This is a genomic window from Sphingobium psychrophilum, from assembly GCF_012927105.1.
In the GTDB taxonomy this organism is placed as follows: Bacteria; Pseudomonadota; Alphaproteobacteria; order Sphingomonadales; family Sphingomonadaceae; genus Sphingobium; species Sphingobium psychrophilum.
On sequence record NZ_JABBFV010000004.1, the window covers coordinates 299,206 to 322,828 of the forward strand.

Sequence of the window (23,623 nt, forward strand, 5' to 3'; positions counted from 1 at the left end):
TATCAGCGCGACTTGGGCGCCTGCGCCGGAGCCACCGGGGCGGGCGCGGCGGCCTGGCCCTGACGGCCACCGGGCTGCCAGCCAGCCGGCGGGGTGATCGATGCGCTGGGGACCAGGGCGTTGAGTTCGGTCGTGACTGCCGGGGTGATGTCCGCGGTCGCGCCGAAGCTTTCGGTCGCCGCCTTCTTGAACACGATTTCCGACTTGGTCTTGGCGGTCGCGGCCTTCAGCGCGTCGTCCAGCTTGGCGACGATCTGTTCCTCGACATAGGCGCGGGCCAGGCTGATCGGCTGGCTCATGCGCTGCAATTCGGCCTGCCCTGCCTGCTGCGCCTGCTGATATTGCTGATACTGGGTTTCGATCGCCGGGGTCGGCTTGTTCGCGGCGGCCTTCAGCGCGGCTTGCAAGGCGTCGCCCTTGGTCTTCAGGTCCGTTTCGATCGCGGTGCGGCGCGTGTTCAGCGCATCGATCTGCGGTTTGTAGGTGGTCTGCATCTGGGCGATCGCCGTGGTGAAGGCCGCGCTCTTGGCGACGGCTTCCTCCAGGTCGACCACGGCCAGGCCCTGCTTGGTCTGGGCGACGGCCGGAACGGCAGTCAGCGCGATGGCGGTCATGGGCGCGAACACGAGCGCCGCGGCCTTGAAAATGGTCTTCATCAGAATTGAGTCCCTACGTTGAAGGTGATGAGCTTGTTGTCGTCCCCTGGTTCTTTCAACAGGGCCTTGGCGATGTCGATGCGGAACGGGCCGAAGGGCGAGTTCCAGTTGACGCCAAAGCCCACCGACAGACGCGGCTTGAGCGTGTCGCCGAGATATTCTTCCTCGAAATTGCCGCCAGCAAAATCGAAGTTCGCCCCGCAAATAGGCGCACTCGCGGTGCCGCTCGCACGGACCCTGGTCGAACCTGTTGGCGCGCTGGTGCCCGGATCGCAATAGCCGGCAAAATTGATCGTGCCGGGATTTTTCAGTCCGGCGACGGCGCCAGCATCCATGAAGATGGACGGTCGCAGGCCCATTTCGCGCGCGCCCGAACCCAGCGGAATTTCGACTTCCGCACGGGCAAGATAATAGATCTTGCCGCCCAGCGCATCGTCAGAGACGTTGTTGTTGCCATCGCTGCGAATGTAATTGCCCGTGGCTGCGCCCGCGTCGTTCGTTTCCGCCGTCAGATAATAGCGCTTCACGCGCGGACCGACGCCGCGGATATCGAAGCCGCGAAACTGCGGTTCACCCAGGAAGAAGCGGTCGGTCAGGCGGATCTTGTCCACTTCCTGGCCGGTCGAATCGCGGCGCGTGCCTTCCAGGCTGTGAATATAGCCACCCTCGCCGGTCAGCGAGAAGATGAAGCCGCTGCCCAGCGGGATATATTTGGACGCCGACAAACGGGTGCGGACATATTTCACGCTGCCGCCCAGACCCGCGAAATCCTGGCTCAGCGTGACATTCTGGCCGCGAGTTGCGCGGATGCGGTTGTCGCGCGTGTCATAGATTAGCGAATAGCCGAGCGAAGATGTCGTGCGCTTGCCGATCGCGTCGCACAGATAGCGACCCGCCAGCAATGGATCGCACTCGGTCGTGCCATTCCCGTCGGTGTCGGAATAATAAGTATCCTTGTCCAACGTCACATCGTCGAAATTGAGGCTGTAGCGCAGCGCCAGCGACATATATTCGGTGATCGGCACGCCCGCCCGGATCTGGAAGCCGGTGGTCGTCTGCTCGTAGGTGGTGTCGCGGTCGTTGTTGGACAGATAGCGGAAGCTGTTCATGTCGCGGCGATAGATGTCGCCGCCCAGCGCGATATTCTTGTCCATGAAATAGGGTTCGGTGAACCCGACCTCGACCGATTTGCTATAGGCCGAATAATTGACCGACGTGCGCAGTTCCTGGCCCTTGCCGCGGAAGTTGCGCTGCGTGATCGACGCTGACACGATGAAGCGTTCCAGCGACGAGAAACCGGCCGACAGCGACAATTCGCCAGTCGATTTTTCCTGTACATTGGTTTCCAGGATGATGCGGTCGGGTGCCGAACCGGGCTTCTGCTCGACGTCCAGCTTCTCCTGGAAGAAGCCCAGCGAGTTGATCCGGTCCTTGGAGCGCTTGACCAGGAAGCTGTTGAAGGCGTCGCCTTCGGCCAGACGAAACTCCCGGCGCACGACCTTGTCCTGCGTCAGCGTATTGCCGTTGATGTCCACCCGCTCGACATAGACGCGCGGCGCATTGGCGATGCGGAAATTAATCCCCATCGTCAGCGATTCCTTCTCACGGTTGAAATCGGGCGACACGTCGGCGAAGGCGTATCCGAACAGGCCGGCCGTCTCGCTCAGCGTATCGACCGTGTCCTCGACCTGCTTGGCGTTATACCAGTCGCCCTTCTTCATCGGCAGGCGCTTGGTCAGCGAATCGCCCGACAGGTCGCGAATGTCGGATTCGACCTTCACGTCGCCGAATTTATAGCGGTCGCCTTCTTCCACGACATAGGTGATGATGAAGTCCTGCTTGTCCGGCGTCAGTTCCGCCACAGCGGAAATCACGCGGAAATCGGCATAGCCTTCGGTCAGGTAGAATTGGCGCAGCTTCTGCTGGTCATAGGCCAGGCGATCGGGATCATAGCTGGTGCCCGACGAAAACAGGCGGAACCAGCGCGACTGCTTGGTCACCATCTGGGTGCGCAGTTCGCCGTCCTTGAACTTGTCGTTGCCGATGATGTTGATCTGGCGGACCTTGGATTTCGGCCCTTCCGAAATCTCGAACACGATGTCGACGCGGTTCTGGTCCAGCTGGACCATCTTCGGCTCGATCGTCGCGGCGAAACGGCCCTGGCGGCGATACAGCTCGACGATGCGGGCCACGTCGGCGCGCACCTTGGACCGGGTATAAATCTGGCGCGGGGCCAGTTTGATTTCCGGCCGGATCTTGTCTTCCTTCAGGCGCTTATTACCTTCAAGGACGATACGGTTGATGACCGGGTTTTCCTTCACCTCGACGGTGAGCGCGCCATTGTCGTTGCGGATCTGGACGTCGGCGAACAATTCCGTCTCGTACAGGTCGCGCAGACCCTGATCCAGGCTCTCCTGGCTATAGGGCTGGCCGATGCGCAGCTTGGTGTAGGACAGGACCGTGTCCGGCTCCAGACGCTGGGTGCCGGTGACGGTGATCGCGCGGATCGTGCCGATGGGTGCCGCCACCGACGCGGCGGGCGCGGCCAGAGGGGCTGCGGGCGCAGGAGCCTGTTGCGCCATGACCGGCGCCGAGAGGCCCGCGATCATCGTGGTCGCCAACAAGGCTGCCACGATCGGGCGCTGCCTGTTGCTGATCTTCATCGCTGTCACCCGCTTCACCTCAAAATTCCGATACAATGTTTCCGCCGACACAGACGACGCCAAACCGGGCTTCCCTGCCCGATGCGCGTCAACCGATCAAGCCGGACAGACTCTTCCAAAGCCCGAAAGACGACAAATCGTTGAAAGTCACCAGCAGCATCATCGCCATCAGCACCGCCAGACCGGACCGATAGGCCCATTCCTGCGCAGCCACGCTGACCGGCCGACGCTGCACCGCCTCAATCCCGTAAAAGAGCAGATGCCCGCCATCCAGCATGGGAATTGGCAACAGGTTGATGAACCCCAAGTTAATCGAGATGAGCGCGGCGAAGAAGATGAAGCTTTCGATGCCCAGCGTCGCCGCCTGTCCCGAAACCTGCGCGATCTTCAATGGCCCGCCCAGTTCCTTGACCGAACGGCCGCCGGTGAAAATCTGACCCATTGTCTCGACCATGGTCCGCACGATCTGCCCAGTGCGCTCGACCGCGACAATGGGCGCGCGCCACAGGCTCACCGGCTCGATCACCGGATCGCCCGGCGCCAGGCCCAGCCGTCCGATCTGGAACTTGTTGCCAAAGCCGTCATCCTCGGTGACGCTGCCGATCTTGCCGTCGCGGGCAAATGTCTTGCCGTCGCGCTCGATCACCATCGCCACCGCTTCGCCGGGACGGATCTGCGCATAGAGGCGGATATCGTCGAAAGTCGCCATCTCGCGACCACCCAGCGACACGATCCGGTCGCCCGCCTTGATCCCCGCCGCCGCCGCCGCGCTGCCTGGCTGCACCATGCCCGCCACCGCCGGCGTCCGGCTTTCGCCATGCAAGAAGGCAAAGGTCGCCAGGATCAGGATCGCAAACAGGAAATTGATCGCAGGCCCGGCCGCGACGATCGCGGCGCGCTGCCACAAAGGCTTGGCGGGGAAGCTTTCCGCCCGGTCCTTGGCCGACATTTCCAGCCAGGCCGGATCGGTCATGCTCGCCGCGTTCATGTCGCCCTTGAAACGGACATAGCCACCCAGCGGCAGCGCCGCGACGCGCCAGCGGGTGCCGCGGGAATCGACCCAGGCGAACAATTCCGGCCCGAAGCCGATGGAGAACGCTTCCGCCTTCACCCCGCACCAGCGGCCGACCAGATAATGGCCCAGCTCATGGACGAAGACGAGCGGTCCGATGACCGCCACAAAGGCGAGCGCGGTCAGCAGGAAACCGGGATTATGGATCAAGCCGTCAATCTTTCCATCACTTGGCCCGCCTCGATACGCGCCCGGCCGTCAGCCGCCAGCACATCATCGATAACGGCGGGCGTCGCCGCGCTATAACGGTTCAACACTTCCTCTACAATCATGGCGATATCAAGGAAGCCGATCTGCCCGGCCAGGAAAGCGGCGACCGCCACTTCGTTGGCTGCGTTCAATATCGCCGGCGTCGCCCCGCCCGCCTCGGCCGCCTGCCGCGCCAGACGCAGCGCCGGAAATCGCTCCATATCAGGGGCTTCGAAATCGAGCCTGCCAATGCGTGTGAGGTCCAGCGGCTGGCAGGGCGTCGCCATCCGCTGCGGCCAGGCCAGCGCGTGGGCAATCGGAATCCGCATGTCGGGCGATCCCAACTGCGCCAGCGTCGACCGGTCGCGATATTCGACCATCGAATGAATCACCGATTGCGGGTGGACGAGAATCTCGATCCGGTCGAGGCCGACCGGAAACAGATGCGCCGCCTCGATCAGTTCCAGCCCCTTGTTCATCATCGTCGCGCTGTCGACGCTGATCTTGGCCCCCATCGACCAATTGGGATGCGCCACCGCCTGCGCCGGGGTGATGTCGGCCATCTCCGCCCGGCTGCGGGTGCGGAACGGCCCGCCACTCGCGGTCAGGGTTATCCTTGCCACATCGTCCAAGCTGCTACCCGCAAGGCACTGGAAAATCGCATTATGCTCGCTATCCACCGGCAGCAGCGTCGCGCCCGATGCAGTCGCGGCCTCCATCATCAGCCCACCTGCCGACACCAGCGACTCCTTGTTGGCCAGCGCCACCGTGCGCCCGGCCTTCAGCGCCGCCATGGTCGGCCGCAGACCCGCACAACCCACGATCGCCGCCATGGTCCAGTCCGCGTCCATCGCCGCCGCCTCGACCAGCGCCTCCTCGCCCGCCGCCGCTTCGATGCCCGACCCGGCCAGCGCCTCTTTCAGCGCCCCGTACAGCCGCGCCTGCCCGATCACGGCGACTGCCGCGCCCATCTCCCGCGCCAATGCCGCCAAACTGTCCACATCGCTGTTCGCGGTCAGCGCCACGACCTTATAGTCGTCCGGCGCGCGCCGGATCAGGTCCAGCGTGGACAGGCCGACCGATCCGGTCGCGCCAAAAATCGAAACCCGCTTCATCCGCCCTGCACCAATATGATATAAAGCAACGCGGCCAGCGGCGCGGCGGTCGCCACCCCGTCCAGCCGGTCCATCACCCCGCCATGGCCGGGCAGCAACGTGCCGCTATCCTTCACCCCCGCCCGGCGTTTCATGTGGCTTTCCAGCAGGTCGCCCAGCTGCGCCGCCACCGCCAGAACGCCGCTCGCCGCCGCCAGCTGGATCGGCAGGCCACCGAAACGATGTAGCAGGAAACCCAGCACCAGCGCCGCCAGCACGCCGCCCGCCAGCCCCGCCCAGGTCTTCGACGGGCTGACCCGCGGTGCCAGCTTCGGCCCGCCGATCGAACGCCCCGCGAAATAAGCGCCAATGTCCGTCGCCCACACCAGCCCCAGCGCCCAGAAGGCCAGCAGCAGTCCATAGGCATAGGGTGCCTGCCCACGCAGGAACAACAAGGCCACGATCGGCAGGCAGACATAGGGGATGCCCAGCGCCAGCTTCAGGCTGCGGCTGGTGAACAGCACGAAGAAGAAGGCGGCAGCCCCCGCGATCAGCACCGGCCAATCGATCCCGGCGGCATAGGGGCATAGCAGCGCCAGCGGGATCGACACGGCGAACATCGCTGCCTTGCGCTGCTCCGGGGTCGCGCCGGTCAGGTCGCCCCATTCGCCCTGCATCAGCACGCCCGCCACCACCAGCAGCGTCCAGAAGATCAGGCCACCTGACAGCAGCGCGCCCAGCGCCACCGCGATCAGCGCGACGCCCACGATGCTGCGGGTCCGCAATTCGCTACTCATGTCGATCACAATCCGCCGAACCGGCGGTCCCTCAATCGGAAAGCGTCCAGCGCCTGTTCCAACGCCCGGCCGTCGAAATCGGGCCACAGCATGTCGGTGAAATACAGCTCGGCATAGGCCGCCTGCCACAGCATGAAATTGCTCAGCCGCTGCTCGCCCGACGTGCGGATCATCAGGTCCAGTGGCGGCAGGTCGGCGGTATAGAGCGCCCGGTCGATATCGCCCGCGCCGATCGCATCGGCCGCAATCTCGCCCGCGGCCGCCCGCGCCGCCAGCGCCTGCACCGCCTGCACCATCTCGTCCTGCGCGCCATAATTCAGCGCGATCGCGACGATCGGCCCGCTATTGCCCGCCGTCCGCGCCATGGCGCTTTCGATCATCGTCACCAGCGACGGTTCCAGCGCGCGATAATTGCCGATCACGCGCAATCGCACGCCATTGGAATGCATCTCGTCGATATCGGACTGGATGAAATGGCGCAGCAAACCCATCAGGTCCGCGACCTCGCTCGCCGGCCGCTTCCAGTTTTCGGAGGAAAAGGCGTAGAGCGTCAGGCACTCCAGCCCCAGTTCCCGCGCCGCCCGCGCCACCTTGCGCACCGCCTCCACGCCGGCACGATGCCCGGCGATGCGCGGCAGCAGCCGTTTCTTGGCCCAGCGGCCATTGCCGTCCATGATAATCGCGACATGGCGCGCGCCATGGACAGGCGCGACGCTGGTCAGATCGGGCTTGGCTTGTGTGGCCATCAGGAAGACATGCGTGCTTTGGCCGCGAAAGGAAAGCCCCGGCTTACTGGCCGAGGATTTCCTTTTCCTTCGATGTCGCCAGCGCGTCGATATCGGCGATGATGCTGTCGGTCAATTTCTGGACCTCGGTTTCCTTGCGCTTGCGATCGTCCTCGCTGATTTCGCCCTTCTTCTCGTCGGCCTTCAGGCTGTCCATGCCGTCGCGGCGGACATTGCGCACCGCGATGCGCGCGCCTTCGGCATATTTGCTGGCGAGCTTCGCCAGTTCCTTGCGCCGTTCCTCGGTCAGGTCGGGAATCGGCAGGCGCAGCGTCTGGCCGTCGGTGATCGGGTTCAGGCCCAGGCCCGCCGACCGGATCGCCTTGTCGCACGGGCCGACATTGGTCTTGTCCCACACCTGCACCGACAACATGCGCGGTTCGGGCGCGGAAACGGTCGCGACCTGGTTGAGCGGCATGTTCGCGCCATAAACGGTGACCATCACCGGATCGAGCAGCTGGATATTGGCGCGCCCGGTGCGCAGGCCGCTCAAATCGCCGCGCAGCGCTTCGATCGCACCGGCCATACGGCGCTCAAGGTCGGACTTGTCATATTGGGCCATGATTAGCTCTCCTGATTCTGGACGATCGTCGCGACACCCTGCCCGGCCAGCACGGTGGCCAGATTACCGGTTTCGCGGATGTTGAACACGACGATGGGAATATCATTTTCGCGGCACAGGGCGATGGCGCTGGCGTCCATCACCTTGAGGTTATCGTTCAAGACCTGGTCGAAGCTGATGCTGTCATACCGCACCGCATCGGCGACCTTCTTGGGATCGGCATTATACACGCCATCGACGCTGGTGCCCTTGAACAGCGCATCGCAATTCATTTCGGCCGCGCGCAGCGCCGCGGTGGTGTCTGTGGTGAAATAGGGGCTGCCGGTGCCGGCCGCAAAGATCACGATCCGGCCCTTCTCCATATGCCGCTCCGCCTTGCGCCGGATATAGGGTTCGCACACCGACGCCATCGGGATCGCCGACTGGACGCGGGTGTCGTAACCCAGCTTCTCCAGACCGTTCTGCACGGCCAGGGCGTTCATGACCGTGGCGAGCATGCCCATATAGTCGGCGCTTGCCCGGTCGAAGCCCGCCGCAGCACCCGCCAGACCGCGAAAAATATTGCCGCCGCCCACGACGACGCAAATTTCGAAACCGGCATCCTTGGCCGCCGCGATCTCGCCTGCGACACGGGCCACGGTTTCCGGCTCGATGCCGAACTGCCCCTGTCCCATCAGCACTTCGCCGGACAATTTCAACAGGATACGCTTGTAGGCGGGCCGGGTCATGAGCGGTCTGATATCCTTTTGCGAGTGGCGGAAAGCGGCGCGGACCTTAGTCGCGCGCAACCGCAATGCCAAGCGGCGTTTGCGCCGATCCGCCGCCCCGCGCGCGAAAGGCGAGATGGCCCGGACATGGCGTGGACATGCTTATTGCGCGGCCGTTCCGATTGATCGCAGCACTCAATCATTGTGACCATATCAATCAATTGTCCGTCTCTCCTGCCCGTCCCTATCCGCCTGTAACGGCACCAACGCCTGCATGAACAGGGATATGACGACATGAGACGAACATCCACATCCATATTGGCGCTGCTGTGCGCCGCAACCTTGACGCCCGCACTGGCGCAGGAACCCGCTTTGCCCACCGAACCAGCCACGACCACCTCGCCGCGCTGGTGGCCCAATGTGCTGGATCTGACCGCCCTGCGCCAGCATGAGGCGCAATCCAACCCCTATGGCGCGGACTATGACTATGCCAGGGAATTCGCCTCGCTCGATCTCGACGCGGTAAAGGCGGACATCCGCAAGGTGCTGACCACGTCGCAGCCCTGGTGGCCGGCCGACTATGGCCATTATGGTCCCTTCTTCATCCGCATGGCCTGGCACAGCGCGGGCACCTATCGCGTGGGCGACGGGCGTGGCGGGTCCGATGGCGGCGAACAGCGGTTCGAACCCCTCAACAGCTGGCCCGACAATGTCAGCCTGGACAAGGCGCGCCGCCTGGTGTGGCCGATCAAGCAGAAATATGGCCGCAAACTCAGCTGGGGCGACCTGATGGTCCTGTCGGGCAATGTCGCGCTTGAAGATATGGGCTTCAAGACCGTCGGTTTTGCGGGTGGCCGCATCGACGCCTGGCAACCCGACGTCGTGTTCTGGGGACCGGAAACGAAAATGATGGGCACCGACCGCTCCAACCCGGACGGTTCGCTCAAGCGGTCGCTGGCCGCCACCACCATGGGCCTCATCTACGTCAATCCCGAAGGACCGGGCGGCAATCATGATCCCATCGGCGCTGCCGCCGACATCCGCCGCGCCTTCGGCCAGATGGCGATGGATGACGAAGAAACGCTGGCGCTGATCGCGGGCGGCCACACCTTTGGCAAGGCCCATGGCGCGCGCAAGCCCGAAGACTGCCTCGGCAAGGAACCTGCCGCGCTCGGCGTCGAAAATCAGGGGCTGGGCTGGCACAATAAATGCGGCAAGGGCAATGCGGAAGACACGCTGTCTTCGGGGCTGGAAGGCGCCTGGTCGGCGACGCCCACGCTGTTCACCACCCAATATATCGACAATCTGCTGAACTTCGACTGGGTCAAGACCAAAAGCCCGGCTGGCGCGACCCAGTGGATTCCGACCGATCCCAACGCCGCCGCCCTGGTGCCCGACGCGCATCTCAAGGACAAGCGCCACGCACCGATCATGTTCACCACGGACATCGCGCTCAAGGAAGACCCAGGCTTCCGCAAGGTTCTGGAAAGCTGGCAGAAGAATCCCGACCTGTTCGGCAAGGCGTTCGCCCGTGCCTGGTTCAAGCTGACCCATCGCGATCTGGGGCCACAGGGGCGCTATCTGGGCAAGGATATTCCCGCCGAAACCTATAGCTGGCAAGACCCGTTGCCCAAATCCGCCATCGCGCCGATCAATGATGCGGACCAGGCCAAGCTCAAGGCGATAGTTCTGGCGTCGGGCCTGACGACGGCCGAACTGGTGCGGACCGCCTGGGCCTCTGCTGCGACCTTCCGCAGCACCGACATGCGCGGCGGCGCGAATGGCGCGCGTCTCCGCCTCGATCCGCAACGCAGCTGGGCGGTCAACAATCCGGCAGAGCTGGCCAAGGTGCTCACCAAACTGACGGCGGTGCAGAAGGACTTTGCCAAGTCGGGCAAGCAGGTGTCGATGGCCGACCTCATCATTCTGTCCGGCAATGCCGCGATCGAACAGGCGGCCACCCGCGCGGGCCATGCGGTGCGCGTGCCCTTCACCCCCGGCCGGGTCGATGCGGCGCAGGCCCAGACCGACGTCGCCTCCTTCGCCTATCTGGAACCCAAGGCGGACGGCTTCCGCAACTTCTACACGGCAAAGGCGGAAGTGGGACCGGCCGAAGCGCTGGTGGACAAGGCGGATGCGCTGAACCTCACCGTGCCCGAAATGACCGTGCTGGTGGGCGGGATGCGCGCACTGGGCGCCAATGCAGGCGCATCGACCGCGGGCATCTTCACCAGCCGGCCCGGCACGCTCAGCAACGACTTCTTCGTCAACCTCCTGTCGATGGACACGGTTTGGGCGAAGTCGGCGGCGAACCCCGCCCTGTATGAGGGCAAGGATCGCGCATCGGGCGCGGCCCGGTGGACGGCAACCCCCGTCGATCTGGTCTTCGGCTCGAACTCCGAACTGCGCGCCGTGGCCGAAGTCTATGCCGCCAACGACGCCCAGCAGAAGTTCGTCGACGATTTCGTCGCCGCCTGGGTCAAGGTGATGGACGCAGACCGCTTCTAAGTGTGACGACCTTACTCTGATCCGTTCGTCCTGAGTAGCCATTGAGCGAAGTCGAAATGGCGTATCGAAGGATCGCGCGCTGCGCATGATGCTTCGATACGGGTCTTCGACTTCGCTCAGCCCCTACTCAGTACGAACGGCGTGGGTCACCTCAATGTCATCACGCTCTAAGCCTCTGGCGGGGCGGCGGCCGGGCCTCTGGTCCGGTCGCCGCCCCACACCTTCTATTACGGACTCCCGATCATGACGCTTCGCCATTCCGGCGCCCTGCCCCTTTGCATCGTCCTGATGGGCGTCACGCAGCCGGCCTTCGCCCAGCCACCGGCCGATTTCGCCATCTGCGCCGCCTGCCACGCGACCCAGCCCGGAAAATCCAGTTTCGGTCCCAATCTGCGCGGCGTCGTGGGGCGCAAGGCCGCCACCCTGCCCGGCTACGCCTATAGCGACGCGCTCAAGGCGTCGGGCATCACCTGGAACGCCCGGACGCTCGACACCTGGCTCACCGGACCGCAGGCCATGGTCAAAGGCACGCGAATGCCCTTTGCCGGGCTGGCCGACCCGGTCCGGCGGCAACGGCTGATCGCCTATCTCGCCACCCTGCGATAATCCGGCCCGCAAATGAAAAGGGGCGCCCCGCAGGACGCCCCTTCCCCTAACCCATGGTCTGTCTCGCGATCAGACGCCGGCGGCCGCCGCGACTTCCGCCGCGAAGTCGCTGACTTCCTTCTCGATGCCTTCGCCCAGCTGGAAGCGGACATAGCTCTTCAGCGTGATCGACTTGCCGGCATCCTTGGCCGCCTTGGCGACGACGTCGGCGACCGGGGTCTTGTTGTCCATCACGAACAGCTGCGACAGCAGGGCCTGCTCCTTGGCGAACTTGGCGACCGCGCCGTCGACCATCTTGGCGACGATCTCGGCAGGCTTGCCCGATTCGGCGGCCTTTTCAGCAGCGATCGCGCGTTCACGCTCCAGCAGCGCCGGATCGATGTCGGCGGCCGACAGCGCCAGCGGGAAAGCCGCCGCGATGTGCATGGCCAACTGCTTGCCCAGCGGCTCCAGCACGTCGGCAGGCGCATCGCCTTCCAGCGCGACGAGAACGCCAATCTTGCCCAGGCCCGGCGCCGCAGCGTTGTGGACGTAGGGGACGACGACGCCCTGGGTCACTTCGACCTGCGCGACGCGGCGCACATTCTGGTTCTCGCCGATGGTGGCGATGTTGGCGACCAGCTTTTCAGCGACGGTGCCGCCCGACGGATAGGCCGAATTGGCCAGCGTCTCGGCATCGATCGCGCCGGTTTCCAGCGCGATCGCCGAAACGGTGCGGACGAAATCCTGGAACTGGTCGTTCTTGGCGACGAAGTCGGTTTCGCTGTTCACTTCGACGGCAACGCCCTTGGTGCCGGCAACGGCGACGCCGACCAGGCCTTCGGCGGCGGTGCGGCTCGACTTCTTCTGCGCGGCGGCCAGGCCCTTGGCGCGCAGCCAGTCGGTTGCCGCTTCGATGTCGCCACCGGCTTCGGTCAGCGCCTTCTTGCAATCCATCATGCCCGCGCCCGAACGGTCGCGCAGTTCCTTGACGGCGGCAGCGGTAATCTCGGCCATGTTTCGGCTCCTAAGTTCAGTGTTTCAAAGGATAAGGTCTTAGATAGGCGTTAGGGCGCGTCTCCGAAGAGCGCGCCCTAGCCTGTCATTCCTACAGTCGTGCGACGCGCTTAGGCTTCGGCGACGACTTCTTCAGCGATCGGCTCGTCCATGGCACCCAGATCGACGCCCGAAGCCTGCTGCGCACCACGGTTGCCCTTGGTGGCGGCGGCGGCGATGGCGTCGCAATAGAGGCGGATGGCGCGGCTGGCGTCATCGTTGGCGGGCACCGGGAAAGCGATGCCGTCGGGCGAGACGTTCGAATCGAGGATCGCGACGACCGGGATACCCAGCGTGTTGGCTTCCTTGATCGCCAGCTCTTCCTTGTTGGCGTCGATCACGAACATGACATCGGGGATGCCGTTCATGTCGCGGATGCCGCCCAGCGACGCTTCCAGCTTCTCGCGCTCGCGAGTCATCTGGAGCACTTCCTTCTTGGTGAAGCCGTGGGTATCGCCCGACAGCTTTTCCTCAAGGGTCTTCAGACGCTTGATCGAACCCGAAATCGTCTTCCAGTTGGTGAGCATGCCGCCCAGCCAGCGATGGTTGACGAAATGCTGGCCAGACTTGCGCGCGGCGTCCGCGATCGGGTCCTGCGCCTGGCGCTTGGTGCCCACGAACAGCACCTTGCCGCCGGCGGCGACGGTGCCCGACACGAAGTCGAGCGCACGGCCGAACAGCGGCACGGTCTGGGACAGGTCAAGGATGTGGATGCCGTTGCGCTCGCCGAAGATATACGGCTTCATGCGCGGATTCCAGCGATGGGTCTGGTGGCCGAAATGGGCGCCAGCCTCGATCAATTGGTGCATGGTGACGACAGGTGCCGCCATAATTATTCTCCTTCCGGTTTGACCTCTGGGAATCAGGAACACGGGGAACAGCCTGAAAGGCGTCTCCGGCACCGGATATGGTGATTCCCATGTGGAATGGTCGCGCCTTTAGACGCGGAAAAAAGCAATTGCAAGGGTTGACGGCGTTCCCGAATAAGAACATAAGGGGAACAGGCGGAACAAATACGGTTAACGGCCGTTCAATCCGTCATCATGAGACATGCCGTGCAAATGGCAAGATGGAAAGTGATCGACGATGTTCACTATAATTGCAGCGACCCTGTTCTCCGCCGCCTTCCTTCTGGCCATGGGCACCATCGTCTGGATGTTCGCCCATTATCACGACAAGATGGTGGCTGCGCTTCAGTTCGAGCCTATCCCGCACAATCCGCCGGTCTATCATCTGCGCATCCGTCGCCCCCGCGCCGCGCAGCCGCTTCGCCGGACGGCGTCGGCCCTGCCAGGCAACGCCCTCGCCGCCTGAACAACCAGACGCGCTTACAACCACCGGCGCTAAACCCGTTGGGGCTGTGCCTTTCGTATCCGTTAAGGCCTGCTCAACTTATATCCGTTCGTCCTGAGTAGCCATTGAGCGAAGTCGAAATGGCGTATCGAAGGATATAACGCCGCGCATGATGCAGCGATATTTGAGCATCTCACCCGTCCTTTAAGTCACAGGCGAAACGACCTTGGCGCTTTCCCTATGCCGACGCACTTTGGCGTAAGACATGATCCCGAACGGGATCAGCGCGACATAGATTGCGCAGATCAACAGCAGCGTCAGCCACGGGTCCGTCACCAGCAGCGCCGCCAGCAATCCGGCGAAAGCGATCACCTCCAGCCGGATGCGCTTGCGCAGCCGCAGCGCCGACCAGGTGTAGGTCGCGATGTTGGATATCATCAGGAAGGCGATGAAGGCGGTCCAGGGTGCGACCACATACCAGGCGCGGAAAATCTCCTCCCCCGTCACGAGCCACAGATAGAGCGGTACGAAGGCCAGCCCCGCCCCCGCCGGTGCCGGCACGCCGGTCAGGAATCCCGCCGACTTGTGCGGCTGCTCGTCGGCATCGATCGCGGCATTGAACCGCGCCAGCCGCAGTGCGCAGGACAGCGCATGGGCCAGCGCGAAGATCCAGCCGAATTTCGGCATGGCATAGAGCGACCAGAGGTAGAGGATCAGCGCCGGCGCCACGCCGAACGCGATCGAATCCGACAGCGAATCCAGTTCTGCGCCGAACCGGCTCTCACCGCGCAACATCCGCGCGATCCGCCCGTCCAGACCGTCGAGCACGCCGGCAAACAGGATGGACAGCACCGCCCGCTCCCACTCGCCCGAAATGCCGTACCGCACGCCGGTCAGACCGAAGCACAGCGCCATCGCCGTGACCGCATTGGGTGCCAGCATCCGCAGGGTGATGCCCCGGCGCAACCCGCGCGGTATGGCGCGCCGCTGGCGACTCACTGCTGGATGCCCGCGATAACCCGCGCGTCGCCCATCTGGCCCAGGATCGTCTCGCCCGCGACCGTGCGCTGGCCCAGGATCACGCGCGGCGCGGTGCCGGCGGGCAGATAGACGTCGACACGGCTGCCAAAGCGAATGAGGCCGATGCGCTGCCCCGCTGCGACCATGTCGCCGGGCTTGACGAACGGCACGATCCGCCGCGCGACCAGGCCCGCAATCTGCGTAAAGCCGATGCGTACGCCGTCATGGCGCTCGACCAATATATGCTGGCGCTCATTATCCTCGCTCGCCTTGTCCAGGTCCGCGTTCAGGAATTTGCCCGAAATATAGACGACCGACTTGATCGTCCCGCCAATGGGCGTGCGATTGATATGGACGTCGAACACGCTCATGAAAATCGACACGCGGATCATCGGCTGGTCGCCAAGGCCATTCGGCCCCGCCATCTCGCGCGGCGGCGGCACCCGCTGGATCAGCGTGATGAGGCCATCGGCCGGCGCGATGATCGCGCCCTCGTCCTGCGGCACGGCGCGCACCGGATCGCGGAAAAAGGTAAAGACCCAGATCGTCACGATCAGCATCAGCCAGCCCACAATCTCCCATCCCAGCAGGAACAGAACGCCGGTGATCGCGACCGCGATCAGGCCGAATTTCATTCCCTCCGGGTGAACCGAAGGAAAGCGCCATTTGACATTGCCGCCTGCGGCAATCGTGATCTCATCATTGTCCATGGTCACCGTCTTTAGGGAGAGACTAATGCCGTGACAACGACCGATCCCGGCCAAGGCTCCCCGCACGGCAGATAACTGGGCAGATAACTGGCCCTCCACGGTTGAACATTGCCGCCGCTTTGCCTAGTGCGTCCCCATATTCCACCCAGCAGCAAGAAGGCAAACAGGCGCTATGGCCAAGATCAAGGTGAAAAACCCCGTCGTTGAAATTGACGGCGACGAAATGACCCGGATCATCTGGGAATGGATTCGCGAGCGCCTGATCCTCCCCTATCTCGACATCGACCTGAAATATTACGACCTGTCCGTCCAGAAGCGTGATGAGACGAACGACCAGATCACGATCGATTCCGCCAACGCGATCAAGCAATATGGCGTCGGCGTGAAGTGCGCCACCATCACCCCCGACGAACAGCGGGTGGAGGAATTTAACCTCAAGCAGATGTGGAAGTCGCCCAACGGCACCATCCGCAACATCCTGGGCGGCGTCGTGTTCCGCGAACCGATCGTCATCAAGAACGTGCCCCGTCTGGTGCCCGGCTGGACCGACCCGATCGTCGTTGGCCGCCATGCGTTCGGCGACCAGTATAAGGCGACCGACTTCCTGGTCCCCGGCCCCGGCAAGCTGCGCCTGGTGTGGGACGGCGAAGATGGCCAGAAGATCGACAAGGAAGTGTTCGACTTCCCGTCGGCCGGCGTCGCCATGGGCATGTATAATCTGGATCATTCGATCATCGATTTCGCCAAGGCGAGCATGAACTATGCGCTCGACCGCAAATGGCCGCTCTACCTGTCGACCAAGAACACCATCCTCAAAGCCTATGACGGCCGCTTCAAGGATCTGTTCCAGCAGGTGTTCGACGCCGAATTCGCCGACAAGTTCAAGGCGGCGGGCATCGTCTATGAGCATCGCCTGATCGACGACATGGTCGCCTCTGCGCTCAAGTGGAGCGGCAAGTTCGTCTGGGCCTGCAAGAATTACGACGGCGACGTCCAGTCGGACACCGTCGCACAGGGCTTCGGTTCGCTCGGCCTGATGACCTCCGTCCTGCTCTCGCCCGATGGCAAGACGGTCGAGGCCGAAGCCGCGCACGGCACCGTCACCCGCCACTATCGCCAGCATCAGCAGGGCAAGGCGACCTCGACCAACCCGATCGCCTCGATCTTCGCCTGGACTCAGGGCCTCGCTTTCCGCGGCAAGTTCGATGACACCCCCGAAGTCACCAAGTTCGCCGAAACGCTGGAGCGCGTCTGCATCAAGACCGTCGAGGACGGCGCCATGACCAAGGATCTGGCGCTGCTGATCGGTCCCGATCAGGCCTGGATGACCACGGAACAGTTCTTTGAACAGATCCGCGTCAATCTGGAAAAGGAAATGGCCAGCTGGGCCTAAAGATACGGAACTGAAAAGCCGCTGAGGCTTTCAGTACGGAAACGGAACGAGGCGGCGCCGGACACCCGGCGTCGCCTTTTTCTTTTGGCGGCGTTTCAATGTTGCTGTTCCCCGGCGAAGGCCGGGGTCCAGTCCCGACGTTGAACTGGACCCCGGCCTTCGCCGGGGAACGCTGACCCAAGCACTGAACGAGGGAATGAAGCCATGACCACAGCAACCCGCAAACGCCTGGAGGTCCGCGCGGCCGTGCCGACCGACGTGCGCGCGATCATCCGGCTCATCGCCCGCGTCTATCCGGGGATGCCCAATTACTCCCCCGCCACGGTCCGGGGCCAGATCAACAATTTCCCCGATGGCTGCTTCGTCGCCCTCTATGACAATAAGGTCGTGGGCTATTGCGCCACCATGCGCGTCAGCAAGGGCATGGCCTTCGCCCATCATGACTGGGAAGAAATCACCGCCAACGGGTTCGGCACCCGCCACAGCGCGGCGGGCGAATGGCTCTATGGCTATGAAATGGCCGTCGATCCCAGCATGCGGGGATTGCGCATCGGCCAGCGCCTCTATGACGAGCGTAAGGAACTGGCCGAACAGCTTGATCTACATGGCGTCGTCATCGCCGGAAGGATGCCCGGCTATCTGCGCACCAAGCGCAAGGTGGAGGGGCCGAAGGATTATCTGGACAAGGTCGTCCAGGGCAAGATCCGCGACCAGGTGGTCAGCTTCCAGCTGAAAAACCAGTTCGAACCGCTCGGTGTCCTCGAAAACTACCTGCCCGAAGACAAGCAATCGGACGGCCACGCCGCCCATCTTGTCTGGCGCAACCCCTATGTCGATCCCGACGAAGCGCCCGAAATGCGCGTCCCCCGCGGCGTCGAAAGCGTCCGCCTCGCCACCTGCCAGCTCCAGGCCCGCGCCGTGCAGGATTTCGACGAATTCATCCGCAACATCGAATATTTCGTCGATGTGGCGGCCGATTATCGCTCAGACTTCATCGTCTTCCCCGAACTCTTCACCCTGCCGCTGCTCTCGTTCGAGGCCAAGAAGCTGTCGCCAATGGAAGCGATCGACAAGCTGACCAACTACACCCCGCGCCTGACCAGGGAACTGACGCGGATGGCGCTGGAATATAATATCAACATCATCGGCGGATCGCACCCGACCCGCGCCGACGATGGCGATATCCAGAATATCGCCTATGTCGCGCTGCGCGACGGTTCCGTCCACACCCAGGAAAAGATCCACCCGACCCCCAATGAATCCTTCTGGTGGAACATCAAGGGTGGCGATTCTCTCGACGTGATCCAGACCGACTGCGGCCCGATCGGCGTGCTGATCTGTTACGACAGCGAATTTCCCGAACTCGCCCGCCGCCTGGTCGACCAAGGCGCACGCATCATCTTCGTCCCCTTCTGCACCGATTCGCGGCTAGGCTATATGCGCGTGCGTTATTGCGCGCAGGCCAGAGCGATCGAAAACCAATGCTATGTCGTCATGTCGGGCAATGTCGGTAATCTGCCCAATGTCGACAATATGGACATCCAATATGCCCAGAGCGCCATCCTGACCCCCTGCGACCTGCCCTTCGCCCGCGACGGCATCGCCGCGGAATCGACCGAAAATGTGGAAACGCTGACGATGGCGGACGTGAACCTGGCCGACCTTAGTTGGGCGCGCGCCGAAGGCACCGTCCGCAACCTGCGCGACCGCCGCTTCGACCTCTATCATATCGAATGGGACAGCAACCCCGACCACAGCCACGCCCCCAGCGGCGGGCCAGTTCCGGCCGGCGGGCATAATTCGCCGGGGGGTGGATAACGACGGCAATTATCCGATGATTGCACGATGGCGACCGCATTCTATCCCGCTATGAAAGGCATTTATGTGATGCTTGCGGGGATTTCGAAATGACCGATCGAAAGGATATGACGGCCGCTTATTATAAAGCGTTGGACCTTCCAAAATCTCTTATAGTGACGAGAGGTGACGAAAAGCACATCATCCAGAAGAAAGCGGCGCTGGATCGAGCGCACGAAATGCGAAGATTCGAAATCGAGAATTATTGGAAACGCGCGACATATTTTTGGTCGTTCCAAGCCATAGCGTTTGTCGTGCTGGGCTTCATTTTCAAAGATGGCAACCCGCCAAAGCCCCTTCAAATCATACAGTTGCCTGCAGCAATTGGAGCAGTTTCGGGCTTCATAGGCTGGCTGTCCGCCAAAGGTTCAAAATATTGGCAGGAAAATTGGGAATCTCATGTCGATTCCTTGGAACATGATATCGAAGGCAAATTGACGCAAACCATCTGGAGCAATGGTAAACGCAGCTTCTCAGTAAGCAGGCTTAACCAAGCCTTTATGGCCGTAATCACGCTTGCTTGGTTGGTGGCGATGACGATACCCATTATAAACGAAACAATTCTGAACTGGATCGTTCGATACTCTGCCAACTTGTCTCTCGGCCTGTTATTAGCGATATTTCTTTATATCTGGATCGCATCAAGCCAGAAAATCACTGGCTATATGCTCAATCAAGACTCTTGGATCGGAAGCAGCACTCGTTGGCATTGGAATTGGAATTGGAAAAGATTGGGCGAAGGCAAAGAAAAACGACAATTAATTCTCCGCCATACGCATATGAAAGACGCTGAACAGCCTGACGATTAATGGCGGTTGAAGCATAATGTCACTCCACCGTAACGCTCTTCGCCAGATTCCGCGGCTGGTCCACATCCGTCCCCTTGATCACCGCGACATGATAGGCCAGCAACTGCACCGGGACCGCATAGACCAAAGGCGCGATCAGCGGATGGACCTTGGGCATCTCGATCGTCGCCATGCAGCCCTCGCCCGCCGCGGCGATCCCTTCCGCGTCGGAAATCAGCACCACCTTGCCGCCGCGCGCCTGCACCTCCTGCATGTTGCTCACGGTCTTCTCGAACAAAGGCCCGCTCGGCGCGATCACGATCACCGGCACCAGTTCGTCGATCAGCGCGATCGGCCCATGCTTCATCTCGCCCGCAGCGTATCCCTCGGCATGAATATAGCTGATCTCCTTGAGCTTGAGCGCCCCTTCCAGCGCCATCGGATAATCCGGCCCGCGCCCCAGATACAGCACGTCACGCGCCGGCGCGATCAGGTGCGCCATCGCCTCGATCTGCCCGTCGCGGCTCAGCGCCTCGTTCAAAGCCGCCGGCGCTTCCGACAAATGCCAGACGATCTCGGCTTCCTCTTCCGGCGTCAGCTTCCCCTTCGCCCGCGCCAGATTGGCCGCCAGCGCCGCCAGCACCGCCAGTTGGCAGGTAAACGCCTTGGTCGATGCCACGCCAATCTCCGGTCCGGCATGGGTCGGCAGCAACAGGTCCGCCTCCCGCGCCATCGAACTGGTCGGCACATTCACCACCACCGCGATGATCTGCCCCTCCGCCTTGGCATGGCGCAGCGCGGCCAGCGTGTCCGCCGTCTCGCCCGACTGGCTGATGAACAGCGCCAGTCCGCCCGCCTCCAGCACCGGGTCGCGATAACGAAACTCGCTCGCCACATCGATGTCGACTGGCACGCGCGCGAATTTCTCGAACCAATATTTCGCCACCAACCCGGCATAATAGCTCGTGCCGCACGCAACGATGGTGATCCGCTTCACCGCGCCCAGATCAAAATCCATGTCGGGCATGGCGACCTCATTCTCCATACGGCGCAGATACGACCGCAGCGTCTGGGCGACGACCACCGGCTGCTCGTAAATCTCCTTCTGCATGAAGTGGCGATGATTGCCCTTGTCGATCATCGCGCCGGACACGCCGGATATCGTCACCGGCCGCTCGACCGGCACATTATCCTTGTCGAAAATCTCCGCCCCATCCGCCGTCACGACCACCCAGTCGCCCTCTTCCAGATAGGCGATCCGCTGCGTCAGCGGTGCCAAAGCCAGAGCATCCGACCCCAAATAGGTTTCCCCATCGCCATAGCCGACCACCAAAGGCGACCCCAGCCGCGCGCCGATCAGCATGTCGGGATGGCTGCGAAACGCGATCGCCAAAGCGAACGCGCCATGCAGCCGCGGCAAGACTTGGCGCACCGCCTCCTGCGGCGACGCGCCCTGCTCCACCAGCTCGCTCACCAGATGGGCGACGACTTCGGTGTCGGTCTGGCTGTCGAAATGCCGCCCCCGCGCCATCAATTCGGCGCGCAGCGACTTGAAATTCTCGATGATCCCATTGTGGACCAGCGCAACCTCGCTGGTCGCATGGGGGTGCGCATTGCTGGTCGTCGGCGGCCCGTGCGTCGCCCAGCGGGTATGCGCGATGCCGGTGGTGCCGGGCAGAGGCTCGTCGCGCAATTCGCGCACCAAGTTCGCCAGCTTCCCCTCGGCCCGCCGCCGCTCGATCGCGCCGTCATGGATGGTGGCCACCCCCGCGCTGTCATAGCCGCGATATTCCAGCCGCTTCAAACCGTCGACCAGCCGTTCCGCCACGTCGTCCTTGCCGATGATGCCGATGATGCCGCACATGTGCCGGAAAGCCTTTCAGAAACTATAGGGAACGCGGATACCTGGCATCTCTGCCGGGAAATCCTTTGTATTTCGTGTCACCAGCACGCGGCCACGCAATTGCGCCGTCGCCAGGATGATGGCGTCCATCGCCTTGAGCCGCCCCCGCTCGCGGCGCAAGGCCGCTGCGCGCCGCCCAACCTCCGCGTCAATTTCATCGACGCCAAAACCGGACAGCAAAGTTTCCGCCCGCCACAGCCCGTCGCCCGCGCCCTTGGACATAACTTCGATCCACACCGCCCGGCTGATCCAAGCCCGCGCGCCATAATCGGTCGCGCGATCAATCTCCATCCGGGCCGGGGCAAAGCCCGCCAGCGCATCAATGATGATATTGGAATCGAAGCTGAAACCGCTCACCGGGACACAGGCGTCTTGGCGTCGGGATATTTGCCCGCGACCATGTCGAGATAAATCCGGCGCTGGCGATCATCGTCCGCGTCGAACAGATCGGGGAATTCGGCTTTGACCTCTTCATAATCATCGTCCCAGGGCCGGGTCGACGATGCCCGCTCCCGCCGCTGCCACGCGACCGCATCCCCTATATCGACGCTGTCTTTCCACGCGCCAAAACCGATATCGAGCCATTTTTTGCTGGTCACCGACTCCGCGTCGGCACGATAGTCCCGCACCGCCTCTCGCAAAACAGCCGCGCGCGACTTGCCCTGCTCGCGCGCCAGCTGGTCGAGCCATTTGACGTCGTCGTCAGGAATATCGGCCAGGAAACGCATGATGCCATGATATCATATCATGATATCAAGTCAATCCGCTCATAGAGGCCGGATCGTCACCAGCCATATATCCGGCGGCGCCAGCATCCGCACTGGCGCGCTGCTCGTCCCCACCCCGCCGGACACGATCATCGTCCGTTTACCCTCGCGATACAGGCCGCACGCATAGCGGGTGCCATATTTGGACGGAACATAGGTAATCCCGACAAAGGGCAAGGCGATCTGACCGCAATGGGTGTGACCCACCAGCGTCAGAGAAGGCGCGTCAGGTAGCAGCGGGAATATATCCGGCCCATGCGACAGCATCACCGGCGCGCCGCCCACCTGTCGCATCGCCGCCAACGTATCGGGCATATCGATCTTGCGGGTGTAGATGTCCCTGAACCCGGCGATGGCGATCGGCCCGCGCCGTGTCGCCCCATCCTGCAACAGGGGGATGCCGATCCGCGCGAAGGCCCTGCGCCAGTCCGCCGCGCTCAGCGCGCGATCGTTCAGCTTGCTACGACTGTCATGATTGCCCAGCACCGCCACCACGCCCAGCGGCGCGCGCAATCCCGCGAACGGCGCGATGCTGGCCCGCGCATCATAGATGGCACCGCCCTTGTCATCGCCGATATAATCGCCGCCCAACAGGATCAGGTCGGGCTTGAACGCATTGATCTGCGCCACGATCCGCGCCATCCGCGCCGGGCTGTTGTCCGGCCCCGACAGATGCGTATCGGTCAGCAGCGCGACGGTCACAGGATCGCGCGGCGCATCGATGGGGAATGGCAAAGCCACCGCCGCCCGCCGCACGACCGGCATGGCGCTGGCGTTGAGGAACAGCCAGAACGCGAAGGCACCAGCCAGCACGAGTAGAGTAAGCAATACCCGAAATATCCTGGCCGCTCTCATCTCGCCAATCCGTGCTCCTGCGCAAGCAGGAGCCCAGGGTCGAACGACGTGCCCTGTATCCTAGGTGCCTGCTTGCGCAGGAGCACCAAATCCTTCCTCACTTCAAGGCTGCCATCATATATAGCGATCATATTGCGACAATCTTCTCGCCATACCTTCCCTCAGTGCCGGATTTTCACTGAATAATGGATCAATAACGCTGGCATGAATTTCATGGACGGCAGATGCGATCGCAACTTTCAGATCCTTTCTGTCTGCTGGTATCAACCGTGCCAAGTCACCAATGTCTCGCGCAGCCTTGATACAGGTGGCGGAAATTATCAAAGCGAGATCGTCATCCACGGAGCAATTCTCCACTTTCCA

The 23,623-nt window shown here is 62.7% G+C and carries 23 protein-coding genes; 6 read left to right on the forward strand and 17 right to left on the reverse strand.

Translation table 11 applies throughout. From position 1 onward, the window contains the following. Nucleotides 1–2 precede the first annotated feature (2 nt). The 8 genes from HHL08_RS08105 to pyrH all read right to left on the reverse strand — a co-directional run bounded on the left by HHL08_RS08105 (nucleotide 3) and on the right by pyrH (nucleotide 8,546). The gene (locus HHL08_RS08105; protein ID WP_169572194.1) at nucleotides 3–656 is read right to left on the reverse strand and encodes an OmpH family outer membrane protein; all 654 of its coding nucleotides are present in this window, start codon (nucleotides 654–656) and stop codon (nucleotides 3–5) included. Further along, nucleotides 656–3,319: an outer membrane protein assembly factor BamA gene (bamA, locus tag HHL08_RS08110; RefSeq protein ID WP_169572196.1), complete on the reverse strand. Its 2,664-nt coding sequence runs from the start codon at nucleotides 3,317–3,319 to the stop codon at nucleotides 656–658. Before bamA ends, HHL08_RS08105 begins: the two co-directional genes overlap by 1 nt. A gap of 88 nt (nucleotides 3,320–3,407) precedes the next feature. Next, entirely contained in the window at nucleotides 3,408–4,541 is a 1,134-nt protein-coding gene (gene rseP, locus HHL08_RS08115; RefSeq protein WP_169572198.1) for an RIP metalloprotease RseP, read from the reverse strand. Continuing rightward, a complete protein-coding gene (locus HHL08_RS08120) occupies nucleotides 4,538–5,695 on the reverse strand; it encodes a 1-deoxy-D-xylulose-5-phosphate reductoisomerase (RefSeq protein ID WP_169572200.1) in 1,158 nt (385 codons plus the stop codon). Before HHL08_RS08120 ends, rseP begins: the two co-directional genes overlap by 4 nt. Then, nucleotides 5,692–6,471, reverse strand: a complete 780-nt coding sequence (locus HHL08_RS08125) for a phosphatidate cytidylyltransferase (RefSeq protein ID WP_169572202.1) — start codon at nucleotides 6,469–6,471, stop codon at nucleotides 5,692–5,694. Before HHL08_RS08125 ends, HHL08_RS08120 begins: the two co-directional genes overlap by 4 nt. 5 nt (nucleotides 6,472–6,476) lie before the next feature. Further along, a complete protein-coding gene (locus HHL08_RS08130; protein ID WP_169572204.1) occupies nucleotides 6,477–7,217 on the reverse strand; it encodes an isoprenyl transferase in 741 nt (246 codons plus the stop codon). 43 nt (nucleotides 7,218–7,260) lie between these two features. Next, nucleotides 7,261–7,818 carry a ribosome recycling factor gene (frr, locus tag HHL08_RS08135; protein WP_169572206.1) on the reverse strand — a complete coding sequence of 186 codons (558 nt, stop codon included), beginning with the start codon at nucleotides 7,816–7,818 and terminating at the stop codon, nucleotides 7,261–7,263. Nucleotides 7,819–7,820: 2 nt separating this feature from the next. Then, nucleotides 7,821–8,546 carry a UMP kinase gene (gene pyrH, locus HHL08_RS08140; RefSeq protein ID WP_169572208.1) on the reverse strand — a complete coding sequence of 242 codons (726 nt, stop codon included), beginning with the start codon at nucleotides 8,544–8,546 and terminating at the stop codon, nucleotides 7,821–7,823. A gap of 273 nt (nucleotides 8,547–8,819) precedes the next feature. Here pyrH and katG point away from each other — a divergent pair, with 273 nt between their 5' ends. Then, nucleotides 8,820–11,033, forward strand: coding sequence for a catalase/peroxidase HPI (gene katG, locus HHL08_RS08145; protein WP_169572210.1), 2,214 nt, complete (start codon nucleotides 8,820–8,822; stop codon nucleotides 11,031–11,033). Nucleotides 11,034–11,276: 243 nt separating this feature from the next. Next, on the forward strand, nucleotides 11,277–11,639 hold the full coding sequence (locus HHL08_RS08150) for a c-type cytochrome (RefSeq protein ID WP_169572212.1): 363 nt from the start codon (nucleotides 11,277–11,279) through the stop codon (nucleotides 11,637–11,639). Between the two features lie 69 nt (nucleotides 11,640–11,708). Here the strand turns inward: HHL08_RS08150 and tsf are convergent, their stop codons facing one another. Both tsf and rpsB read right to left on the reverse strand, forming a co-directional pair. Further along, nucleotides 11,709–12,635 (reverse strand): translation elongation factor Ts, encoded by a 927-nt coding sequence (gene tsf / locus HHL08_RS08155; RefSeq protein ID WP_169572214.1) that lies wholly within the window; start codon nucleotides 12,633–12,635, stop codon nucleotides 11,709–11,711. A gap of 110 nt (nucleotides 12,636–12,745) precedes the next feature. Continuing rightward, nucleotides 12,746–13,504, reverse strand: coding sequence for a 30S ribosomal protein S2 (gene rpsB, locus HHL08_RS08160; RefSeq protein ID WP_169572215.1), 759 nt, complete (start codon nucleotides 13,502–13,504; stop codon nucleotides 12,746–12,748). 256 nt (nucleotides 13,505–13,760) lie between these two features. Here rpsB and HHL08_RS08165 point away from each other — a divergent pair, with 256 nt between their 5' ends. Continuing rightward, nucleotides 13,761–13,988, forward strand: coding sequence for a hypothetical protein (locus tag HHL08_RS08165; RefSeq protein ID WP_169572217.1), 228 nt, complete (start codon nucleotides 13,761–13,763; stop codon nucleotides 13,986–13,988). Between the two features lie 183 nt (nucleotides 13,989–14,171). Here HHL08_RS08165 and HHL08_RS08170 read toward each other — a convergent pair whose 3' ends face one another. Both HHL08_RS08170 and HHL08_RS08175 read right to left on the reverse strand, forming a co-directional pair. Further along, nucleotides 14,172–14,909 carry a CDP-alcohol phosphatidyltransferase family protein gene (locus tag HHL08_RS08170; RefSeq protein ID WP_169572308.1) on the reverse strand — a complete coding sequence of 246 codons (738 nt, stop codon included), beginning with the start codon at nucleotides 14,907–14,909 and terminating at the stop codon, nucleotides 14,172–14,174. A gap of 53 nt (nucleotides 14,910–14,962) precedes the next feature. Next, the gene (locus HHL08_RS08175) at nucleotides 14,963–15,697 is read right to left on the reverse strand and encodes a phosphatidylserine decarboxylase (protein WP_169572219.1); all 735 of its coding nucleotides are present in this window, start codon (nucleotides 15,695–15,697) and stop codon (nucleotides 14,963–14,965) included. Between the two features lie 172 nt (nucleotides 15,698–15,869). On the opposite strand from HHL08_RS08175, the gene HHL08_RS08180 reads away from it, so the two are divergent. The 3 genes from HHL08_RS08180 to HHL08_RS08190 all read left to right on the forward strand — a co-directional run bounded on the left by HHL08_RS08180 (nucleotide 15,870) and on the right by HHL08_RS08190 (nucleotide 19,756). After that, nucleotides 15,870–17,090 carry an NADP-dependent isocitrate dehydrogenase gene (locus HHL08_RS08180; RefSeq protein WP_169572221.1) on the forward strand — a complete coding sequence of 407 codons (1,221 nt, stop codon included), beginning with the start codon at nucleotides 15,870–15,872 and terminating at the stop codon, nucleotides 17,088–17,090. Nucleotides 17,091–17,294: 204 nt separating this feature from the next. Further along, nucleotides 17,295–18,908 (forward strand): bifunctional GNAT family N-acetyltransferase/carbon-nitrogen hydrolase family protein, encoded by a 1,614-nt coding sequence (locus HHL08_RS08185; RefSeq protein WP_169572223.1) that lies wholly within the window; start codon nucleotides 17,295–17,297, stop codon nucleotides 18,906–18,908. An 89-nt stretch (nucleotides 18,909–18,997) separates the two neighbouring features. After that, nucleotides 18,998–19,756 carry a RipA family octameric membrane protein gene (locus HHL08_RS08190; RefSeq protein WP_169572226.1) on the forward strand — a complete coding sequence of 253 codons (759 nt, stop codon included), beginning with the start codon at nucleotides 18,998–19,000 and terminating at the stop codon, nucleotides 19,754–19,756. Between the two features lie 19 nt (nucleotides 19,757–19,775). Here the strand turns inward: HHL08_RS08190 and glmS are convergent, their stop codons facing one another. From glmS to HHL08_RS08215, 5 genes are all read right to left on the reverse strand, one after another. Further along, nucleotides 19,776–21,599 carry a glutamine--fructose-6-phosphate transaminase (isomerizing) gene (gene glmS, locus HHL08_RS08195; protein ID WP_169572228.1) on the reverse strand — a complete coding sequence of 608 codons (1,824 nt, stop codon included), beginning with the start codon at nucleotides 21,597–21,599 and terminating at the stop codon, nucleotides 19,776–19,778. Nucleotides 21,600–21,614: 15 nt separating this feature from the next. Continuing rightward, nucleotides 21,615–21,995 carry a PIN domain-containing protein gene (locus HHL08_RS08200; protein WP_169572230.1) on the reverse strand — a complete coding sequence of 127 codons (381 nt, stop codon included), beginning with the start codon at nucleotides 21,993–21,995 and terminating at the stop codon, nucleotides 21,615–21,617. Next, the gene (locus HHL08_RS08205; protein ID WP_169572232.1) at nucleotides 21,992–22,366 is read right to left on the reverse strand and encodes a ribbon-helix-helix domain-containing protein; all 375 of its coding nucleotides are present in this window, start codon (nucleotides 22,364–22,366) and stop codon (nucleotides 21,992–21,994) included. Before HHL08_RS08205 ends, HHL08_RS08200 begins: the two co-directional genes overlap by 4 nt. A 39-nt stretch (nucleotides 22,367–22,405) precedes the next feature. Continuing rightward, on the reverse strand, nucleotides 22,406–23,260 hold the full coding sequence (locus tag HHL08_RS08210) for a metallophosphoesterase (RefSeq protein WP_169572234.1): 855 nt from the start codon (nucleotides 23,258–23,260) through the stop codon (nucleotides 22,406–22,408). A 114-nt stretch (nucleotides 23,261–23,374) separates the two neighbouring features. Further along, complete coding sequence (locus HHL08_RS08215) at nucleotides 23,375–23,602, reverse strand: hypothetical protein (protein ID WP_169572236.1); 228 nt, start codon at nucleotides 23,600–23,602, stop codon at nucleotides 23,375–23,377. Nucleotides 23,603–23,623 lie beyond the last annotated feature (21 nt).

What these genes read in the sequence shown, in the direction of transcription:
- HHL08_RS08105 (WP_169572194.1), bottom strand. Translation starts at nt 656, where the DNA reads ATGAAGACCATTTTCAAGGCCGCGGCGCTCGTGTTCGCGCCCATGACC.
- bamA (WP_169572196.1), bottom strand. Translation starts at nt 3,319, where the DNA reads ATGAAGATCAGCAACAGGCAGCGCCCGATCGTGGCAGCCTTGTTGGCG.
- HHL08_RS08120 (WP_169572200.1), bottom strand. Translation starts at nt 5,695, where the DNA reads ATGAAGCGGGTTTCGATTTTTGGCGCGACCGGATCGGTCGGCCTGTCC.
- HHL08_RS08125 (WP_169572202.1), bottom strand. Translation starts at nt 6,471, where the DNA reads ATGAGTAGCGAATTGCGGACCCGCAGCATCGTGGGCGTCGCGCTGATC.
- HHL08_RS08130 (WP_169572204.1), bottom strand. Translation starts at nt 7,217, where the DNA reads ATGGCCACACAAGCCAAGCCCGATCTGACCAGCGTCGCGCCTGTCCAT.
- frr (WP_169572206.1), bottom strand. Translation starts at nt 7,818, where the DNA reads ATGGCCCAATATGACAAGTCCGACCTTGAGCGCCGTATGGCCGGTGCG.
- pyrH (WP_169572208.1), bottom strand. Translation starts at nt 8,546, where the DNA reads ATGACCCGGCCCGCCTACAAGCGTATCCTGTTGAAATTGTCCGGCGAA.
- katG (WP_169572210.1), top strand. Translation starts at nt 8,820, where the DNA reads ATGAGACGAACATCCACATCCATATTGGCGCTGCTGTGCGCCGCAACC.
- HHL08_RS08150 (WP_169572212.1), top strand. Translation starts at nt 11,277, where the DNA reads ATGACGCTTCGCCATTCCGGCGCCCTGCCCCTTTGCATCGTCCTGATG.
- tsf (WP_169572214.1), bottom strand. Translation starts at nt 12,635, where the DNA reads ATGGCCGAGATTACCGCTGCCGCCGTCAAGGAACTGCGCGACCGTTCG.
- rpsB (WP_169572215.1), bottom strand. Translation starts at nt 13,504, where the DNA reads ATGGCGGCACCTGTCGTCACCATGCACCAATTGATCGAGGCTGGCGCC.
- HHL08_RS08165 (WP_169572217.1), top strand. Translation starts at nt 13,761, where the DNA reads ATGTTCACTATAATTGCAGCGACCCTGTTCTCCGCCGCCTTCCTTCTG.
- HHL08_RS08170 (WP_169572308.1), bottom strand. Translation starts at nt 14,909, where the DNA reads ATGCTGGCACCCAATGCGGTCACGGCGATGGCGCTGTGCTTCGGTCTG.
- HHL08_RS08175 (WP_169572219.1), bottom strand. Translation starts at nt 15,697, where the DNA reads ATGGACAATGATGAGATCACGATTGCCGCAGGCGGCAATGTCAAATGG.
- HHL08_RS08180 (WP_169572221.1), top strand. Translation starts at nt 15,870, where the DNA reads ATGGCCAAGATCAAGGTGAAAAACCCCGTCGTTGAAATTGACGGCGAC.
- HHL08_RS08185 (WP_169572223.1), top strand. Translation starts at nt 17,295, where the DNA reads ATGACCACAGCAACCCGCAAACGCCTGGAGGTCCGCGCGGCCGTGCCG.
- HHL08_RS08190 (WP_169572226.1), top strand. Translation starts at nt 18,998, where the DNA reads ATGACCGATCGAAAGGATATGACGGCCGCTTATTATAAAGCGTTGGAC.
- glmS (WP_169572228.1), bottom strand. Translation starts at nt 21,599, where the DNA reads ATGTGCGGCATCATCGGCATCATCGGCAAGGACGACGTGGCGGAACGG.
- HHL08_RS08205 (WP_169572232.1), bottom strand. Translation starts at nt 22,366, where the DNA reads ATGCGTTTCCTGGCCGATATTCCTGACGACGACGTCAAATGGCTCGAC.
- HHL08_RS08210 (WP_169572234.1), bottom strand. Translation starts at nt 23,260, where the DNA reads ATGAGAGCGGCCAGGATATTTCGGGTATTGCTTACTCTACTCGTGCTG.